Annotated in this window: 17 protein-coding genes; 6 read left to right on the top strand and 11 right to left on the bottom strand. The window is 38.9% G+C overall.

Annotated elements, in window-relative coordinates; all coding sequences use genetic code 11:
* Positions 1–19: 19 nt before the first annotated feature.
* Entirely contained in the window at positions 20–2629 is a 2610-nt protein-coding gene (ppdK, locus tag EL087_RS03560; protein ID WP_126406891.1) for a pyruvate, phosphate dikinase, read from the top strand.
* Between the two features lie 198 nt (positions 2630–2827).
* Positions 2828–3256 carry a DUF6556 family protein gene (locus EL087_RS03555; protein WP_126406889.1) on the top strand — a complete coding sequence of 143 codons (429 nt, stop codon included), beginning with the start codon at positions 2828–2830 and terminating at the stop codon, positions 3254–3256.
* A gap of 243 nt (positions 3257–3499) precedes the next feature.
* On the opposite strand, the gene EL087_RS03550 is transcribed toward EL087_RS03555, so the two are convergent.
* The 7 genes from EL087_RS03550 to lepA form a co-directional block, all read right to left on the bottom strand.
* Positions 3500–4570, bottom strand: a complete 1071-nt coding sequence (locus EL087_RS03550; RefSeq protein ID WP_126406887.1) for an ABC transporter substrate-binding protein — start codon at positions 4568–4570, stop codon at positions 3500–3502.
* Entirely contained in the window at positions 4567–5340 is a 774-nt protein-coding gene (locus tag EL087_RS03545; protein WP_126406885.1) for an ABC transporter permease, read from the bottom strand. The genes EL087_RS03550 and EL087_RS03545 overlap by 4 nt, the downstream gene beginning before the upstream one ends.
* On the bottom strand, positions 5337–6143 hold the full coding sequence (locus tag EL087_RS03540; RefSeq protein ID WP_126406883.1) for an ABC transporter permease: 807 nt from the start codon (positions 6141–6143) through the stop codon (positions 5337–5339). Before EL087_RS03540 ends, EL087_RS03545 begins: the two co-directional genes overlap by 4 nt.
* Complete coding sequence (locus EL087_RS03535) at positions 6124–7281, bottom strand: ABC transporter ATP-binding protein (protein WP_126406881.1); 1158 nt, start codon at positions 7279–7281, stop codon at positions 6124–6126. The genes EL087_RS03540 and EL087_RS03535 overlap by 20 nt, the downstream gene beginning before the upstream one ends.
* 96 nt (positions 7282–7377) lie before the next feature.
* Positions 7378–8280: a UDP-N-acetylmuramate dehydrogenase gene (gene murB / locus EL087_RS03530; RefSeq protein ID WP_126406879.1), complete on the bottom strand. Its 903-nt coding sequence runs from the start codon at positions 8278–8280 to the stop codon at positions 7378–7380.
* Between the two features lie 194 nt (positions 8281–8474).
* Positions 8475–9119, bottom strand: a complete 645-nt coding sequence (locus tag EL087_RS03525) for a hypothetical protein (protein ID WP_126406877.1) — start codon at positions 9117–9119, stop codon at positions 8475–8477.
* A gap of 108 nt (positions 9120–9227) precedes the next feature.
* Entirely contained in the window at positions 9228–11051 is a 1824-nt protein-coding gene (gene lepA, locus EL087_RS03520; RefSeq protein ID WP_126406875.1) for a translation elongation factor 4, read from the bottom strand.
* A gap of 136 nt (positions 11052–11187) precedes the next feature.
* On the opposite strand from lepA, the gene EL087_RS03515 reads away from it, so the two are divergent.
* Entirely contained in the window at positions 11188–12003 is an 816-nt protein-coding gene (locus EL087_RS03515; RefSeq protein ID WP_126406873.1) for a Cof-type HAD-IIB family hydrolase, read from the top strand.
* A 133-nt stretch (positions 12004–12136) separates the two neighbouring features.
* Positions 12137–13360: a peptidase T gene (gene pepT / locus EL087_RS03510; protein ID WP_003040133.1), complete on the top strand. Its 1224-nt coding sequence runs from the start codon at positions 12137–12139 to the stop codon at positions 13358–13360.
* A 59-nt stretch (positions 13361–13419) separates the two neighbouring features.
* Here pepT and EL087_RS03505 read toward each other — a convergent pair whose 3' ends face one another.
* The gene (locus EL087_RS03505; RefSeq protein ID WP_164558146.1) at positions 13420–14100 is read right to left on the bottom strand and encodes a YoaK family protein; all 681 of its coding nucleotides are present in this window, start codon (positions 14098–14100) and stop codon (positions 13420–13422) included.
* A gap of 42 nt (positions 14101–14142) precedes the next feature.
* Positions 14143–14775, bottom strand: coding sequence for a uridine kinase (udk, locus tag EL087_RS03500; protein ID WP_003039926.1), 633 nt, complete (start codon positions 14773–14775; stop codon positions 14143–14145).
* Between the two features lie 104 nt (positions 14776–14879).
* On the opposite strand from udk, the gene EL087_RS03495 reads away from it, so the two are divergent.
* Together EL087_RS03495 and EL087_RS03490 are read left to right on the top strand one after the other, a co-directional pair.
* Positions 14880–15869 carry a Gfo/Idh/MocA family protein gene (locus tag EL087_RS03495; protein WP_126406871.1) on the top strand — a complete coding sequence of 330 codons (990 nt, stop codon included), beginning with the start codon at positions 14880–14882 and terminating at the stop codon, positions 15867–15869.
* On the top strand, positions 15853–16941 hold the full coding sequence (locus EL087_RS03490; protein WP_037566825.1) for a DEAD/DEAH box helicase: 1089 nt from the start codon (positions 15853–15855) through the stop codon (positions 16939–16941). The genes EL087_RS03495 and EL087_RS03490 overlap by 17 nt, the downstream gene beginning before the upstream one ends.
* Before the next feature lie 51 nt (positions 16942–16992).
* Here the strand turns inward: EL087_RS03490 and EL087_RS03485 are convergent, their stop codons facing one another.
* Complete coding sequence (locus tag EL087_RS03485) at positions 16993–18357, bottom strand: polysaccharide deacetylase family protein (RefSeq protein WP_126406869.1); 1365 nt, start codon at positions 18355–18357, stop codon at positions 16993–16995.
* Positions 18358–18458: 101 nt separating this feature from the next.
* Positions 18459–18845 carry a VOC family protein gene (locus tag EL087_RS03480; RefSeq protein ID WP_003040302.1) on the bottom strand — a complete coding sequence of 129 codons (387 nt, stop codon included), beginning with the start codon at positions 18843–18845 and terminating at the stop codon, positions 18459–18461.
* Between the last annotated feature and the right edge of the window lie 79 nt (positions 18846–18924).

Raw genomic sequence — 18924 nt, 5'->3', positions numbered from 1 at the left:
TAATAAATTGGAGGCAAAAATGGATAAATGGATTTATTCTTTTGAAGAAGGACGCGCTGAAGACAAGGCGCTACTAGGTGGTAAGGGTGCCAATTTGGCAGAAATGACCCATTTGGGGCTGCCTGTACCTGAGGGATTTACGATTACAACTCAAAGTTGTCTACGTTATTTAGAAACTCCTTCCTTTTTTGAATCTATTTTAAAAGAGGAAATTTTGAAAGCGATTACTAAACTAGAAACCAAAACGAATAAATTTTTCATGGGGAATGAACCCTCACTACTACTGGTTTCTGTCCGTAGTGGAGCTAAAATTTCTATGCCTGGTATGATGGACACGATTCTCAATCTTGGTCTAAATGACTTGCGTGTTCAGACTTTAGCAGATGCGACAAATGCCAATTTCGCTTACAATTGTTATCGGCGTTTATTGCAGATGTTTGCTGATGTCGTTTACGGCATTCCCAAAGAAGAATTCGACCAATGCTTAGAAAAAAACGAAAAACAGTTGAGTAAGAAGGTCAATGACTTTTCAAAAGAAGAACACCAATCACTTATTCAACAATATAAAGAACTCTATCAGGAACACTATCAAAATTTCCCACAAAGCCCTAAAGAGCAACTCTACGCTGCTATCAAAGCGGTATTCAAATCATGGAACAACCCACGCGCTAAAGTCTACCGTGAACTAAACCACATTCCACATGATTTAGGTACGGCTGTCAATGTCCAGAGTATGGTATTTGGCAATAGCGACCAAAAAAGCGGCACAGGCGTTGTTTTCACCAGAAATCCTGCCACTGGTGAACATCATCTATTTGGGGAATTTTTGCTCAATGCTCAAGGAGAAGATGTCGTTGCCGGTATTCGGACTCCAGAGCCGATTGACTCTCTTAAACGGATCTTACCGCAAGCCTATGAAGATTTCTGCAACTACGCCAAGGTTCTTGAAAAACACTACAAAGATATGCAAGATATTGAATTTACTATTGAAAAAGAAAAACTTTATATCCTGCAAACTCGAAACGGAAAAAGGACGGCTAAAGCAAGCTTAAAAATTGCTTTGGATTTAGTGAATGAAAAAATGATTTCAAAGCAAGAAGCTCTCCTACGAGTCAGTCCTTCTGCCATTACCCAACTGATTCACCCTGTTTTTGAAGAAAAAGCTTTAACATCAGCTCATCACTTAACTCAGGGGCTTCCCGCTAGTCCAGGTGCCGCAACAGGAGAAATTGTCTTTACTGCCGAGCGCGCCAAAGAATTTCATGCACTTGGAAAGAAAGTGATTTTGGTTCGCCAAGAAACTTCTCCTGAAGACATTGAAGGAATGGTAGTTAGTCAAGCAATCGTGACCAGTCACGGTGGCATGACTTCTCATGCAGCTGTTGTAGCTCGTGGCATGGGCACTTGTTGTGTCGCAGGATGCGGAGAATTATCTATCAACGAAGACGGAAAAACACTTGTATGCGGTAAGGTAACCTTAAAAGAGGGAGACATCCTTTCTGTAGATGGCACTTCCGGCAAACTCTACATTGGAAGCATTCCAACCACTATGATTGATAATAATGACGAATTACAGATGTTCCTTTCTTGGGCAGATGAAATTGCACAGCTAACCGTTCGAGCGAATGCTGAAACCATTCAAGATTTGAAAACAGCCATGCAATTTGGTGCTAAAGGAATTGGCCTTGCTCGTACAGAGCACATGTTCTTTGGTGAAAAACGAATTTTAGAAATGCGGAGATTGATTTTATCAAACGACGAAGTAGAAACAAATTCCGCTTTAAAGAAACTCTTGGCTTTCCAAGAAGAGGATTTCTATCAAATGTTTCAAACAATTCAGGACAAACCGATGATTGTCCGTTTATTGGATCCGCCTATGCATGAATTTTTACCAAAAACACAACAGGAAATTGAGCAATTATCTGGGAAATTGCAAGTACCTCTTGATACACTAACGCGGAAAATCACTTCTCTACAAGAAACGAACCCAATGCTGGGACATCGTGGTTGCCGCTTGGGAATTACACAGCCTGAAATTTATAAAATGCAGGTAGAAGCCATTTTTAATAGCGCTATAAGACTAGCAAAAGAAGGCATGGTCATTAAACCAGAAATCATGATTCCTTTAATCGCAGAAAAGGCGGAGTTGGTTTCAATCAAAACATCTCTTTGTCAGCATATTGATAAGATTTTCAAGAAACATCACATGCAGCCATTCCCTTATGAAATCGGTACAATGATTGAACTGCCACGTGCTTGTTTCATCGCAAATCAGTTAGCCGAGGAAGCAGACTTCTTTAGTTTTGGTACCAATGACTTGACACAAATGACCTATGGTTTTTCTCGTGATGATATTGGAAAATTTATCCAGCATTACAAAGAGGAAGAAATCATGTCATTCGATCCATTCCAAACCATTGACCGATCTGGAGTGGGCGAGCTCATGAAAATAGCTATTTCTAAAGCTCGTCAAGTGAAGTCAGAACTTCCAATCGGCATTTGCGGTGAAGTCGGAGGAGATCCAGCTTCTATTCCTTTCTTCCAAGAGATTGGCATTACTTATGTTTCTTGCTCACCTTATCGCGTTCCTGCTGCACGATTAGCTGTTGCGCAAGCACATCTTTCCTAGTTCCTTCCTTATAAGTGAATCAGCTCTTTCTATCTGCTAACAGGACAGACAAGGATGGAGCTGATTTTTTGTAAAAGGTAATTTTTTCAATCAATTTTCAATCGCTTTACATGAAATTTTCAACATTTTGAATTTTTTTAAGACAATTTTAAATAAAGAGGGTATAATGAAGATGAGAAAGGAGATTATCAACTCACAATGGAAAATTATTCTCGGAAAAACAAAACGGCAAATGCAAAAGAAGAAAAAACACCTACTCGTCATCATATCAAAAAAGGACTTTCTGCTTTTCAGAAGACCCTTGCTACGATTGGGAGTATTCTTGGGATTATCACTGCAACGATTACAATCTTGACTTTCATGAACAATAATAAATCTGATAATAAGACAAAAAGTAGCCAGACAACGCAAACAACTATTATCAAAGAAATTCAGAAAGAAACAACAACAGACGGGGCTAAGTCTAGCGACACAACAGCTGCGAGTCAAGGCGCAACAGAAACGAGTAGCACTAGTTCTGACACCACGCAGTCTAGTAATACATCAAGCGATACTAGCTCTAGTCAGACAAGCAGCACAACGACTGACAATGACACAAATACAACTACTTCAAGCTCTAGCAATTAAAAAAGCGGAAGCGAGACAACCAATCAGACCAAGGTCTGGGAGTTGCTCAACTTCCGTTATTTTTTATATTTAATTTTATACTCTCAATGAAAATCAAAAAGTCTGAATAAGATTCACTGCGTGAATCCTGTCCTACGACTCCAACTGGCTTCCAGAAGGTTTTTGATGGAAACCTCGGTTTCTTTATCCGCAGCCTTTAACAGTCCGGTGGCTAACAAGGCTCGAAACAATTTTCACGGAGCATTATTTCCGATACATTTTCACTTGAAGATACAAGTCATTATAAATTCCTAGCCACTTAGCGCCGAGTTGTTGATAGACCTCTAAGTGCTTCATTGTTTCTTCATCTGGGTAAAAGGCTTTGTCCTCTTGAATTTCTTTTGGCAACATCGCCTTAGCAGGCATGTTAGGTGTTGAGTAGCCAACATACAAAGCATTTTTATAGGCATTTTCAGGTCTTAACATAAAGTTAATAAATTGATAAGCAGCTTTTTTATTTTTGACCGTTTTAGGAATGACAATATTATCAAACCAAAGATTGCTGGCTTCTGGCGGTACTACATAACGCAATTTCGGATTTTTATCCAGCATCTGCCGCGCCTCTCCAGAGAAACTAACACCAATAGCAGCATTATTTTGAATCATATAGCCTTTCATCTCGTCTGCTACAATGGCTTTGATATTCGGCGTTAATGTATAAAGCTTATCAACCGCTTCTTGTAATTGCTTAGTATTTTTAGAATTGAGGCTATAACCTAAAGCATTTAGCCCGACACCCATTACCTCGCGAGCTCCATCAATCATCATAATAGAGTTTTTATATTCAGGTCGCCACAGGTCACTCCAATGCTTAGGTGCTGTTTTGACTAATTCAGTGTTGTAGACAATGCCAAGCGTTCCCCAAAAGTAAGGAATGGAGTATTGATTTTGGGGATCAAATGATTGATTTAAAAACCGATTTCCAATATTTTCTAAGCCTTTAATCTGAGAATGATCCAGCTTTTCTAATAAGTGCTCCGACATCATTTTTGAAATCATGTATTCACTGGGAATAGCAATATCGTAGGTTGTCCCGCCCTGCTTAATCTTCGTGTACATGGATTCGTTAGAATCAAAAGTTTCATATTGAACTTGGATACCGGTTTCTTTTGTAAATTTCGTCAATAATTCTGGATCAATGTAATCTCCCCAATTGTAGATGACCAATTTGTCACCATTCCCGCTTTTTGTCCGACTTTCAATATGATAGCTTACTCCCCAAAGGACAAGGATAATGGCAACAATGCCCATTAAAAATGAATAAAGCTTTTTCATGCTGCATCCTCCTTCTCACGAGAAATAAAGTAATAGCCAATTACCAAAAGAATACTGAACAGAAATACCAAAGCTGAAAGAGCATTGATTTCTAAAGAAATCCCTTGACGAGCACGCGAGTAAATCTCAACCGACAAGGTTGAAAAACCATTTCCTGTCACAAAGAAGGTCACTGCAAAATCGTCCAAGGAATAGGTAAAAGCCATAAAATACCCTGCAATAATCGCTGGCGTCAGATAAGGCAGCATGATTTCCTTGAGCATCTGAACTTGGCTTGCTCCTAAATCATAGGCCGCCTTAATCATGTCGTCATTCATCTCTTTTAGCCGCGGCAATATCATCAAAACTACGATAGGAATTGAAAAGGCAATATGACTCGCCAGAACAGATAGAAAACCTAATTGAAATTTGATAGTCGTAAAAAGAATTAAGAAACTTGCCCCAATCATGACATCTGGTGCTACCATTAAAATATTATTGACCGACAAAAAGGCTTCTTGATATTTTTTTCTTGCCTGATAAATATAAATAGCACCAAACGTTCCGATTGCTGTTGCAATCAAAGAAGATAGAAAGGCTAAGAAAAAAGTTTGTGCTAAAATGAGCATTAGGCGAGTATCACCAAACATATTTTGAAAATGCGTCAGACTAAAGCCTGTAAACTTGTTCATATCATCGCCAGCATTGAACGCATAGCCAATCAAATAAAAAATCGGCAAATAAAGAATTAAGAAGACGACTGTTAAATAAATACTAGCAGTTTTTTTCATCGCTCTCCCCTTTCTTTCGTTGCCCACATGATAACGAGCATGGCTACAATCAAGACGACACCAATGGTTGAGCCCATGCCCCAATTTTGTGTAGTCAGAAAATGCTGCTCAATGGCTGTACCTAGCGTAATAACACGATTGCCACCGATCAAACGCGTCAGCATAAAAAGACTGAGACTGGGAATAAAGACTGACTGCACACCACTTCTCACGCCATTCATAGATAAGGGAAAAACGACACGACGGAAGGTTTCCCAACGATTGGCACCAAGATCATAGCTGGCATTGATCAGATTTTGGTCCATGTCCTCTAAAACATTAAAAATCGGCAATATCATAAAGGGCAGTTCAATATAACTGGCTACAAAAATAAAAGAGAAATCTGTAAACAGGATTTGCTGAGGACCAATCCCAATAAAACTTAAAAATTGATTGACAGAGCCATTTTGCCCGAAAATCCCAATAAAAGCATAAGCTTTGAGAAGGAGATTGACCCAGGTTGGCAAGATAATGAGCATCAACCAAAGCTGTCTGTGTTTTAATTGCGTCAATAAAAATGCCGTTGGGTAGCTGATTACTAAGGTGACAACTGTGATAATCCCCGCATATAAAACAGAGTTCAAACTCATTTTGAGATAAGTCAGATTTTGCGAAGCGAAGTAAGTCTTGTAGTTTTCAAGGGTAAATTGACCTTCGACATTGAAAAATGACTGCCAAACAATCATGGCAACAGGCGCCAATACAAATAATAATATCCAAAGAATATAAGGAGCAACAAAAAGATTAGAGGTTGTTTTCTTCATCGCGCTCCTCCTCAATGGCATTGATTAAGCCTGCTTCTTGCTCTTCCATTTCGACATATTCTTCAATCCGAGCGTCAAACTCTTCCTCTGTTTCATTGAGACGCATGATATGAATATCTTCTGGTTCAAAGTCCAGCCCAATCTCTTCTCCGACAATGGCTTTGCGAGTCGAATGAATCATCCACTCATTACCCAAGCCATCATAAGCGATGATTTCATAATGCACGCCACGGAAAAGCTGCGTATCAACCTTAACTTGTAGTTTTCCTTCTTCCGGAAGTGTAATCCGCAAATCTTCTGGACGAATGACGACTTCCACTTGCTCATTAGAACGCATTCCTCCGTCGACAGCCTCAAATCGTTTGCCATTAAATTCGACCAAATAGTCTTCAATCATCTTGCCAGGAAGAATATTGGATTCCCCGATAAACGTCGCTACAAAGTGATTGATAGGTTCATCATATATATCAACAGGTGTCCCTGACTGCACAATCTCCCCGTCATTCATCACAAAAATCCAGTCGCTCATAGCCAGCGCTTCTTCTTGGTCATGGGTGACAAAGACAAAGGTAATCCCCAGACGCTGTTGCAATTCCCGCAATTCATACTGCATGTCTGTCCGCAACTTCAAATCTAGTGCAGACAAAGGCTCATCTAGCAAAACCACACGCGGTTCATTGACAATAGCACGCGCAATAGCAACCCGCTGACGCTGACCACCAGAAAGTTTGCGAATAGAGCGTTTCTCAAAACCGTCCAAACGCACCATTTTCAGGACTTCCGCAACCCGACGTTCTACTTCTTGTTTTTCAACTTTACGCAAACGCAACGGAAATGCCACATTTTCAAAAACGGTCATATGCGGAAAAAGAGCATAGGACTGAAACACCGTGTGCACATCGCGTTTATTAGTCGGAATATCGTTGATTCGGACGCCATCAAGAAAAACATCACCGCTTGAAGCATCTAACAAGCCAGCGATGATATTTAGAATGGTTGATTTTCCTGATCCAGATGCACCTAGAAGTGTGTAAAATTTGCCTTCTTCTAACTCAAAATTGATGTCCTTTAAAACGACTGTATTGTTATCTTCAAAAACTTTTGATACGTTTTTAAATTCAATGATTGGTTTGTTCAATTGCCATAAATTCCTTCTTTTTCATAGATTGACAGATTAAAGTCTTGTCCTGACTGATTTTCTTGGAGAATGTCATCGAAAAATACCAAGATATTATCACTTCTCCCCAATAATTCGGACTTCTCTTTCCAAAGTCACACCAGAATGAGCTTTCACTGTCTCAATCACATGTGCAATCAAATTTTCATAATCTGCTGCAGTTCCATTATCAACATTGACCATAAAACCTGCATGCTTTGTAGAAACTTCTACCCCACCAATGCGATGCCCTTTTAAATTTGCTTCACTAATCAATTGCCCTGCGAAATGCCCTAACGGACGTTTAAAAACAGAGCCACAAGAAGGATACTCTAATGGTTGCTTCAATTGACGAAGGTGGGTCAAACGTTCCATTTCTTGACGAATCACACGGTGCATTCCTGGTGCTAAGGCAAACTTAGCAGAAATCACCACATCACCTGTCTGTTGAACGTAGGAACGGCGATAACCAAATTTCATGTCTTGAGCACTAATATTTTTGATTTCTCCATCCCGTGTCAACACTTTACAAGAAAGTAAAATATGCGAAATTTCACCACCATAAGCACCAGCATTCATAAAGACAGCTCCACCAATGCTCCCTGGAATCCCGCAAGCAAATTCAAAACCTGTTAGGCTATGATGAAGTGCAATATGAGTCGTTTCGATGAGATTAGCACCCGCTTCTGCTTCAATGGTGTAGCCATCCACTGCCACTCCGTTTAATTTGTCAAACATAATGACAAAACCACGAATACCACCATCACGAACGATGATATTGCTAGCATTCCCTAGTACCATCCAAGGAATCTGCTCCCGATTAGCAAATTTCACCACTCGTGCCAATTCATAGCGATTTCGCGGGAAAACCAAATAATCAGCAGCTCCACCTACTTTGGTATAAGTGTATTGTTTCAAAGGTTCATCAAAACGGATATCAATTCCGTTTAATTCTGATTTTAACATTTCTAAAGTTGACATTTTTTCTCTCTCTTAAACAAAATTCAATCTATTATACCAAATTTAGCAAATATTTACGATAAATTGAAGAAAATATTCTTTCAAAAAAGACCCAAATCATGGCTGAAGCCTTTATTATAGCTTTCCCAAACTATTTAAAAAGTGGATTGAAATCGCGATGTTTGTAAAATCACAATTTGAACTCCACTTTACTTTTAAATTTTTGTTTTTTCTTTACTCAAGCTCCATGTATTTTCGATATAATTAATGAACTTTATGAGTGTTGCTCGATCGCCCTCGAATGCAATGAGATAAACTTTCTCGTCTTTTTTGAAAATCCAACTAATCAAGTATTGACCTGATTTCATTATAACATTAACTTGATAAGCTTCGTTACCTGTAACCGTGCTTTTTGAACCCCAAATTTTCTTTACGCCTGCATTGTTTTGCCAATTGTAGTAAATGCGATTAGCAATCGTTTGTGCTGTAAATTCTTCTCCTTCTTTGATGTTGGCTTTTTCTTTCGTATAGGCATTCATGGTCACAATATTATAGGCAGAATCATCTGTATATTGAATACTATCACCACCATTTACATCAGTAAACTTCACCCACTTTTTAGGAATATCAATATAACCGTAATCATCCGAACCAACACGTTGCATTTCTTCCATCTTCACATCTTTTTTCGTAGCATTTGATGAACTTGAGCTACTGCTTTCTTTTGCAGAGACTCTACTTGACGAAGATGACTGTTGTGATGATTTGGGTTTATTCCCTCCGCTTGAACTACATGCTTCTAGTGTAAAGATAAGGAGTACCGCTAAAAATAAAATCAGCCAGCTCTTTTTCTTCTTCATAACTAATTCCTCCTATCTTTTTATTTTAGCATATTTATTTAGAGTTCACAATTATTTCACGACACAAGAAAAGAGAGCATTCCACTCTCTTTATAACTTTTGTACATATCACTCATCATCCATGCTGAGGACACTGAGGAACGCTTCCTGAGGCACTTCAACAGATCCGATTGCTTTCATCCGCTTCTTACCAGCCTTTTGTTTTTCTAAAAGCTTACGTTTACGGGAAACATCTCCACCATAACATTTGGCAAGTACATTTTTTCGTAGAGCTTTGATGTCTGTCCGTGCCACAATTTTCTGACCGATTGCTGCCTGAATCGGCACTTCAAATTGCTGACGCGGAATAATTTTCTTTAATTTTTCAACAATCAATTTTCCGCGTTCATAGGCAAATTCCTTGTGAACAATGAAGCTAAGAGCGTCTACTTTGTCGCCATTAAGGAGAATATCCATTTTAACGAGACTTGATTTGCGATATTCTGAGATTTCATAGTCAAAGCTAGCATAGCCACGAGTTGAGGATTTTAGTTTGTCAAAGAAGTCAAAGACAATTTCTGCCAACGGGATTTGGTAGATGACATTGACTCGATTTTCATCGATATAGTCCATGGTCACAAAGTCACCGCGTTTACGCTGAGCCAATTCCATGACTGCTCCGACAAATTCCTGCGGCACCATAATCTGTGCTTTGACATAAGGCTCTTCAATGGAATCAATCTTGGTCGGTTCTGGAAATTCGCTCGGATTGGAAACATCAAGGGCTTCGCCGTCTGTCATATTAACCTTGTAGATAACCGACGGTGCCGTCATAATCAAGTCAATATTAAACTCTCTCTCCAAACGTTCCTGAATCACATCCATGTGGAGCAAACCGAGGAAACCACAACGGAAGCCAAAACCTAGTGCCTGAGACGTTTCTGGTTCAAATTGTAGACTGGCATCATTAAGCTGAAGTTTTTCCAAAGCTTCCCGCAAATCATTATATTTATTGGATTCAATCGGGTAAAGACCAGCAAAAACCATTGGGTTCATTTGCTTGTAGCCATGAAGTGGTTCATCTGCTGGATTATTCGCCAAGGTTACTGTATCGCCAACCCGAGTATCCTGAACAGTCTTGATAGAAGCTGCAATATAACCAACATCCCCTGTTGCAAGAAAATCTCGTCCAACAGCTTTTGGAGTAAAAATACCAACTTCGGTCACATTAAAAGTCTTGCCATTGCTCATCAGCTGAATGGTATCACCCGGTTTGACCACTCCGTCCATCACGCGCACTTGCAAAATAACTCCACGATAAGCATCATAAACCGAGTCAAAAATAAGAGCCTTGAGTGGTGCAGTCACATCTCCTGTCGGTGCAGGAACTTTCTCTACGATTTGCTCTAAGATTTCTTCAATCCCGATACCAGCTTTAGCCGAAGCCAACACAGCTTCACTTGCGTCCAAACCAATGACATCTTCAATCTCAGTTCGCACCCGCTCTGGGTCAGCAGCTGGAAGGTCAATTTTATTGATAACCGGCAAAATTTCTAAATCATTATCCAAGGCGAGATAGACATTGGCTAAAGTTTGTGCTTCAATACCTTGTGCTGCATCAACCACCAAAACAGCCCCTTCACAAGCTGCTAAAGAACGAGAGACTTCATAGGTAAAATCCACGTGTCCTGGTGTGTCAATCAAGTGAAAAATGTAAGTTTCACCGTTCTTGGCAGTATAGTTGAGTTCAATCGCATTGAGCTTAATGGTAATGCCCCGCTCCCGCTCCAAATCCATGCTATCTAAAAGCTGAGCCTGCATTTCTCTGCTGGAGACCGTCTCCGTTGCTTCCAAAATTCTGTCTGCCAAAGTCGACTTACCGTGGTCAATGTGAGCAATAATAGAGAAGTTCCGAATCTTTTCCTGCCGTTTTTTTAATTCATCTAAGTTCATTTTTCTCATCCTTTTCGGGTATTCTATTTATTATAACATAAGGCAGGTGACTTTTACCAGTCTTGAAAAAGCGTTCCATATCCCGTTTCATTTGTGCTATAATAAAAGCAAATATATTTATAGAAACGAGGGTGCTATGATTAAATTAATCGCATTAGATATGGATGGCACACTTTTAAATAGCCAAAAAGAAATTCCCCAAGCACATATTGATGCTATTCATGAGGCAGTTGAAAACGGAGTAAAGCTCGTTCTTTGTACAGGTCGTCCCTTGGTCGGAGTGAAACCTTACTATGAACAATTAGGGTTGAGCGGAGAAAACGAATATGTCATCATTAACAACGGCTGCTCTACTCATCAAACCAAGGATTGGAATCTTGTTGCTTGGAAAGAGTTGAGTGTGGAAAACATTCTTTACTTGGATAAAATTGCCAAGCAAACTCCTGCCCAATTGACTCTTTTTGATGAAGAACGTTATTTAGTAGTAGACGAAAAGCCAAGTGAGCTAGTCACTTATGACGCTAGCCTTGTTTTTACAACCCCCACAGAAATCAGCCTCAAAGAAGCTATCAGCGGCAAGAATATCATGTTCCAAGCTATGTTTCTAGCACAGCCTGACGAATTAGACACCTTTGAAAAGCAATTTGCAAGCCAGATTTGCCAGCATTTCAGCGGCGTTCGTTCCCAACCAGTCATTTACGAAGCTATGCCCAAAGGCACTACTAAAGCGACTGCTCTTAGGGAATTAGCTCAACGATTAGATATCAAGCCCCAAGAAATTATGGCAATTGGTGACGCCAATAATGACATCGAAATGCTAGAGTTTGCAGGTCTTGGTGTGGCTATGGGAAATTCCAGTGATTATGTAAAAAAACTCGCTGATTACGTTACAGATAGCAATGATGAAAACGGTGTTGCCACAGCTATTGAAAAACTCATTTTGAATAACTAATAGGATGAATCATGAGCTTCTTTTCAAGTTCATGATTTTTATTGAAACATATTGTCATTATTTCACTATTTGTAGATAGCCTTCCCTCCAAAAATATGATACACTAATTACATCTATGCAAAAAGGAGAACTTATGAACTACCCTACTCTTTTAGAACGTTTTTTGACTTATGTAAAAGTAAATACGCGTTCAGATGAACATTCTACGACGACACCAAGCACACAAAACCAAGTAGATTTTGCCAATAACATCCTCATTCCTGAAATGAAACGCGTTGGTTTGGAAAATGTATATTATTTACCAAATGGCTACGCTATCGGCACTCTTCCTGCAAATGACCCAAGTCTCACGCGCAAAATTGGTCTCATTTCCCACATGGACACAGCAGACTTCAATGCAGAAGGTGTCAATCCACAAATTATTGAAAATTATGACGGCAGTGTAATTTCGCTAGGACAATCTGGTTTTAACCTTGACCCTGCTGATTTTGATAGTCTGAAAAAATATAAGGGACAAACCTTGATTACAACTGATGGAACAACCCTTCTCGGCTCTGATGATAAATCAGGTATTGCTGAAATTATGACAGCGATTGAGTATCTGACAACTCATCCTGACATCAAGCACTGCGAAATTCGAGTTGGCTTTGGTCCAGATGAAGAAATCGGTGTTGGAGCTGACAAGTTTGATGCAGTAGATTTCGATGTAGATTTTGCTTATACGATTGACGGTGGACCGCTCGGTGAACTTCAATTTGAAACCTTCTCTGCAGCTAGTGCAGAAATTATTTTCCAAGGACGCAATGTCCACCCAGGCACTGCCAAAGGACAAATGATCAATGCTCTGCAATTAGCTATTGACTTTCATAATCAATTGCCAGACGGTGCTCGCCCTGAACTAACAGACGGCTACGAGGGCTTCTATCATCTTATGAATGTAGAAGGAACTGTCGAAGAAGCAAAAGCAAGTTATATCATTCGTGACTTCGACACAGCAACTTTTGAGCAACGCAAAGAACTCATGCGCTCTATTGCCGCTAAAATGAATGCAACGCTTGGCGGTGAACGCGTTCAGCTAGAGCTTAAAGATCAGTACTACAATATGCGCCAAGTCATTGAAAAAGACATGACACCTATCAATATTGCAAAGGCTGTTATGGAAAAATTGGACATCAAGCCAATTATCGAACCTATTCGTGGCGGAACAGACGGCTCAAAGATTTCCTTTATGGGCATTCCAACACCAAATATCTTTGCCGGCGGTGAAAATATGCATGGGCGCTTTGAATATGTCAGTCTGCAAACAATGGAACGCGCTGTTGATACCATTATTGGTATCGTTTCTTACAAAGACTAACATTCCATAACTCTATCAAAAAACTGCAACTCTCATCAAAGCTGAGTTGCAGTTTTAATTTATCTTCTGCGAATGTATTGCACCATTCTAAAAGTTAAAAATGCTAGTAAAATAATAGCTACGAGCCAGATTGTTTTCAACAAATAAAATTGTATCAAATAAGTGGAAACAATCGCTCCTGTCACAAAACTTCCTAATAAAGCAACGAAGAAAATACCTTCCGCTAAGCAAATTTTTTCTTTTGTCCGCACATAAGTACCAAAAGCAACCATTGTTTTTTTGATATTGCCCGTCATAAAGGAATTATTGTAGACAATACCGTCCACTTCACCAAAAGCTGTTGCCACCAACCCCATACAAAAACCAATCGGTGGAACAATGAAAAGGTTGGACACAGTTACTGGTAGAAATCCTGTAAGCCCACAAACCAAAATCAGTGGAAGAATGCTGGATAAGCGCCATAAAGAATTTTCAAAGTTATTTTTGAAAATAGTTAGCACAAAAATGCCTAGCATAAAAGCCAGCATCGTTGCTAACTTCACTTCTATTTCTCCTGTCTCATGATGAATCAATTCAACTGACAAGAAAACAACGTTTCCTGTTTGGCCCGCAACCAATGTCCCGCCTCTTTCAATAAATGTATAAGCATCAATAAATCCCGCACAAAAAGTCAGCAGACAGGCAAAAAATTTCGATCGCGAATGAAACTCTCTTTTTCTTTTTACACTATTTATCATCATCACCTAAAAAGTCTAGCACTCCCTCACTAGACTTCCTTTCTATTACTCTCTTGCTTCCTGCAAGATTTTTTCAATTTTCGTTGTAATCAAATCAATCGCCACTGTATTAGAAGCTCCTTCTGGAATAATCACATCCGCATAGCGCTTCGTAGGCTCAATAAATTGATGATACATGGGTTTTACCACACCTAAATATTGCTCAATGACACTGTCTAAACTACGTCCACGCTCATCCATATCACGCTTAATCCGACGAATAATCCGAACATCATCATCCGTATCAACAAAAATCTTAATGTCCATTAAATCACGTAAGCGTTTGTCCTCTAAAACCAGAATTCCTTCTACAATAAAGACATCTTGCGGATCTTGACGATACGTTTTATCACTGCGTGTATGAGCTGTATAGTCATACGTCGGAATATCTACCGGACGTCCTGCCAACAATTCCTTGATTTGCGCAATCATCAAATCTGTATCAAAAGCAAAAGGGTGGTCATAGTTGGTCTTGATTCGCTCTTCAAACGTCAAATGTGACTGATCCTTATAATAAGAATCATGCTCAATCATAGAAATCTTTTCATTTGGGAAATTTGACAGAATGGCTCTTGAAACACTCGTCTTACCGCCACCAGAACCACCAGTTACTCCAATAATAATCGGTCTATTTTGCATTATTCACTCCATTTTTTATCATCTTACCTATTTTACACCAAATCATGATATAATGAAAGAGGTAAATTAAAATAAATGACAAGACAAAAAATAAGGAGAAAACGATGTTAAAACTCGGAACGATTGGAACAGGAGACATTGTTCACCAATTTGTCAAGGCTGCTCATTCGACAAAAGAGTATCAATTGACTACGGTATATTCACGGACGATACAAGCTGCTCAAGCATTTGCCAGTCATTATGAAAATGTAGATTGCTACACAGATATGGCTGATTTTTTAACTAGTGATATAGACATTATTTATATTGCAAGCCCCAATTCTCTGCATTTTCCACAAGCAAAAGCTGCTATTTTAGCAAGCAAACATGTAATTGTAGAAAAACCTGCTGTCTCACGCCCAGAAGAATGGGCTGAATTGGTAACATTGGCGCAAGAACAGCATATTTATATCTTTGAAGCGGCTCGAAATTATCATGAGCAATCATTTGATGTCATTTCAGATTTTCTCAAAGACAAAACCATTCTTGGAGCGCATTTCACCTATGCGAAGTATTCTTCCAAAATGCCAGACTTACTAGCTGGACAAGAACCAAATGTCTTTTCTGCTAAGTTTTCAGGCGGTGCTCTAATGGACTTAGGTATTTATCCTGTCTATGCAGCTATACGACTTTTTGGAGTACCAGAAAATGCTTATTACACCGCTCAGCAGTTACCAAATACCGTTGATCTAAATGGAGTAGGAAGTTTAATCTATCCAGAATTTCAAGTGACTATCCAAACCGGAAAAAATATCAATAGCTTTTTCCCTGCCGAGATTTACACAACAGATGGTACATTAACCTTAAATTCGATTGAATTTATCACTTCTGCTGTTTTCCAAAATCTAAACAAGGAGAAAACAACTCTTGAAATCACACGCTCTTCTCACACCATGGCTGAAGAAGCCAAACAATTCGCTAAAGTATTAAGCGGTGAAATAAAACAAGAAGTTTACCAAAATTGGCTAGACGCTGCTGCCGCCGTGCATAAAGCTCTATTTAGTATGCGACAAGATGCTGGTATTAGATTTGAGGCTGATGATGATAACAACTAAATTTCCCCAAAGTTGGCAAGACCAACTCACCAAACTTGGCTTTGAGCATTTAACTCCCATTCAAGACCAACTCTTTCAGCCTATTACAGAGGGTGAAAATGTCCTTGGGATAAGCCCTACCGGAACTGGAAAAACACTTGCCTACCTTTTCCCAACTCTTCTAAAACTAAAACCTAAGAAATCCCAGCAATTACTTATCTTAGCCCCCAATACTGAGTTAGCTGGACAGATTTTTGACGTTACTAAAACGTGGGCTGAACTACTTGACTTAACAGCTCAACTCTTTCTATCTGGTTCCAGTCAAAAACGACAAATTGAACGGTTAAAAAAAGGCCCTGAAATTCTCATCGGGACGCCAGGACGCATTTTTGAACTGATTAAACTAAAAAAAATCAAAATGATGACTGTTGATACAATCATTCTGGATGAATTTGATCAATTGCTTAGTGATTCACAATATCACTTTGTTGACAAAATTATTCACTATGTACCTCGTGAACATCAATTGATTTATATGAGTGCTACTGCTAAATTTGAGCAGGATAAAATTGTTGAAAATACAATCCAAATCAAAACAGAAAATCAACAACTTGATAATATTCGTCATTTTTATATGCAAGTTAAACAGCGCGACAAAGTTGAATGCTTGCGAAAGCTAGCTCAAGTTTCAGAATTTCGTGCGCTTATCTTTTTCAATGCCCTCTCGGACTTAGGAAGTGCTGAGGAAAAGTTGCAATACCGTCATATTCAGGCTGTGTCCTTGGCTAGTGATGTCAACATTAAATTCCGTAAGATTATCTTGGAGCAATTTAAAAACGACGAGCTTACACTCTTGCTTGCTACTGACTTGGTAGCTAGAGGAATTGACATTGATTCTCTTGAATGTGTCATCAACTACGACTTACCTCGTGACCTTGAAACCTATACACACCGCGCTGGACGAACTGGCCGCATGGGCAAAAAAGGATCTGTCATTACATTCATCAGCCACCCAGAAGAATTAAAAACACTTAAAAAATATGCTCACATCCAAGAAATTATCTTAAAAGATCGTGAACTCTATGTGAAATAAAAAGAGTATAGAAAAAGGATAGGAAGTAACCATTTCTATCCTTTCTTCTATCTAATTTGCACCGTAATACAGCTGATGTCCTTCCAATCGATGATTCAGAAGTTCACTAACTGTAACCAAAGTGTACCCATTCTTTTGCAAATATTCAATCACACTCGGCAAGGCATTAATGGTTGTTTGATGAATATCATGCATTAAAATAATTGATCCCGGACAAGTCTGCTTTTTCACTTGCTCCATGATAGACCCAGTATTACGATTTTTCCAATCCAAGCTATCCACATTCCACATGATGAAAGACATATCAACAGCATTTCGGATTGTATCGTTGATAGCTCCATAGGGCGGACGCATCATTTTTGGACTCTCTCCGATAACAGCCCGTAGTGCTGCTTGTGTATCCTCAATCTGTTTTTTAGCTTGTTCAAGAGAAAGAGTTGGTAACTGCGGATGACTCCAACTATGATTGCCAATCTCATGCCCCTCATCATGAACACGTTTGATAAGTTGCTCATTTCCAGCTACATTTTTCCCCAACATGAAAAAAGTTCCTTTGACATGGTATTTGGCTAAAATATCCAAAGCCTGCGATGTCGTTGCTGCATTGGGACCATCGTCAAACGTCAAAGCTACTAATTTTTGCTGTTTTTTAGCTTGATAGGACTGATAAGCTGCCAAATCCTCTCCCTTTAAATAATGCTCATCAATTACCTCATATAAGGCTGGTAAGGCAATTTCCATATTTGAAACTCGTTCATTGTTTTTATAAAATAGCTTGAGTTTTCCTTTTTCATAACTGAATATCCATTGAGAGATATCCTTTGCTTGAAATTCCTGCAGAATCTTCTGCTCTTTTGTTTTATGGAGAGTGGTGATTTGCTGCCGCATTTCTTCTAGCAATAACTTTTTGGCTTGCTCAACATTTTTAAAAAGTCGATTTAAGCTAAACAATTTATTGTCAGACGACATGTAAAGCGAGTCCAAAACCTCTTCTCTAGCCTTTCCAACTTTCGTAGTCAACACTGGATAAGAGATTCGCTTGATTTCAGCTTGCTTTACTCCAGAAAAATTTGTCTCTGTAAAATGACTCACATAAAAAATAAGTTTATCGTATTGCGATGCTTGACTTTGTTTATCTGAAAATTTCTGAATATCGGCATTGATTTTCTCTTTAATAACACCAATATCTTGCTTACTCTCTGTTAATGGATAGTAAGACGTAATGAGCCGACTTCCTACACGTCCTGTTTGCTTTCGTACTGAACCCTGATGATATTTTGTATCTGCCCTTTTCAGAACTTGTGAAATTTGTTGATTTAATTTTCTTTCTTGCAGTAATTTTCTAATCCGAAAACTCCCAAAAATAATAATCATTAAAAAAGCGACATTTAGGACAATGAGAAGTATTTTTTTCACTACACTACCTTTCTACCTCGTCTCTTTCGTTTAAAAAAGACTTTACATACTAAAAAAGGCTAAAATAGTTTCAAGCCTTTCATTTGCAATTATTTACAAACTTATAAAGTTTTTTCTTGAATCACTTCAACTTTATAACCATCCGGATCCTTAATAAAGTAATAATTCGGCTTTGTTCCAGGAAGTCCATTTGGCTGTGTAACCTCATATCCTTTAGCAGTGTGTTCAGCGTGAAGCTGTAGCAAATCAGCCGTACTCAAAGCTACATGAGCAAATCCATCGCCAATCACATAAGGTCCGTGTCCATAATTATAAGTCAATTCTAACTCATACTCATCACCTTCAAGCCCCAAATAAACAATTGTAAATTGATGTTCTGGGAAGTCCTTGCGCCGTAATTCTTTAAATCCAAATGCATCTGCATAAAATGCAATAGATTTTTCTAGATTTTCCACTCGCAAGCACGTATGCAACATTTTCGAAGCCATAACATCCTCCTTTGCTTTTTTCCATTATATCCTAAATCACGAATTTTCTCCAGCTTCAGCTATGAAGAAAAAATAAGGA

It is taken from the genome of Streptococcus milleri, assembly GCF_900636525.1.
Classification (GTDB): Bacteria; Bacillota; Bacilli; order Lactobacillales; family Streptococcaceae; genus Streptococcus; species Streptococcus hominis.
The sequence above is the reverse complement of the archived record's forward strand: the minus strand, read 5'-3'. Positions and strand labels throughout refer to the sequence as shown.

Excerpts from the sequence above, each read along its gene's own strand:
- lepA (WP_126406875.1), bottom strand. The coding sequence starts at position 11,051 with ATGAACTTAGATGAATTAAAAAAACGGCAGGAAAAGATTCGGAACTTC.
- EL087_RS03550 (WP_126406887.1), bottom strand. The coding sequence starts at position 4,570 with ATGAAAAAGCTTTATTCATTTTTAATGGGCATTGTTGCCATTATCCTT.
- EL087_RS03545 (WP_126406885.1), bottom strand. The coding sequence starts at position 5,340 with ATGAAAAAAACTGCTAGTATTTATTTAACAGTCGTCTTCTTAATTCTT.
- EL087_RS03505 (WP_164558146.1), bottom strand. The coding sequence starts at position 14,100 with ATGATGATAAATAGTGTAAAAAGAAAAAGAGAGTTTCATTCGCGATCG.
- udk (WP_003039926.1), bottom strand. The coding sequence starts at position 14,775 with ATGCAAAATAGACCGATTATTATTGGAGTAACTGGTGGTTCTGGTGGC.
- EL087_RS03555 (WP_126406889.1), top strand. The coding sequence starts at position 2,828 with ATGGAAAATTATTCTCGGAAAAACAAAACGGCAAATGCAAAAGAAGAA.
- EL087_RS03540 (WP_126406883.1), bottom strand. The coding sequence starts at position 6,143 with ATGAAGAAAACAACCTCTAATCTTTTTGTTGCTCCTTATATTCTTTGG.
- ppdK (WP_126406891.1), top strand. The coding sequence starts at position 20 with ATGGATAAATGGATTTATTCTTTTGAAGAAGGACGCGCTGAAGACAAG.
- EL087_RS03490 (WP_037566825.1), top strand. The coding sequence starts at position 15,853 with ATGATGATAACAACTAAATTTCCCCAAAGTTGGCAAGACCAACTCACC.
- pepT (WP_003040133.1), top strand. The coding sequence starts at position 12,137 with ATGAACTACCCTACTCTTTTAGAACGTTTTTTGACTTATGTAAAAGTA.
- murB (WP_126406879.1), bottom strand. The coding sequence starts at position 8,280 with ATGTCAACTTTAGAAATGTTAAAATCAGAATTAAACGGAATTGATATC.
- EL087_RS03525 (WP_126406877.1), bottom strand. The coding sequence starts at position 9,119 with ATGAAGAAGAAAAAGAGCTGGCTGATTTTATTTTTAGCGGTACTCCTT.
- EL087_RS03495 (WP_126406871.1), top strand. The coding sequence starts at position 14,880 with ATGTTAAAACTCGGAACGATTGGAACAGGAGACATTGTTCACCAATTT.
- EL087_RS03480 (WP_003040302.1), bottom strand. The coding sequence starts at position 18,845 with ATGGCTTCGAAAATGTTGCATACGTGCTTGCGAGTGGAAAATCTAGAA.
- EL087_RS03515 (WP_126406873.1), top strand. The coding sequence starts at position 11,188 with ATGATTAAATTAATCGCATTAGATATGGATGGCACACTTTTAAATAGC.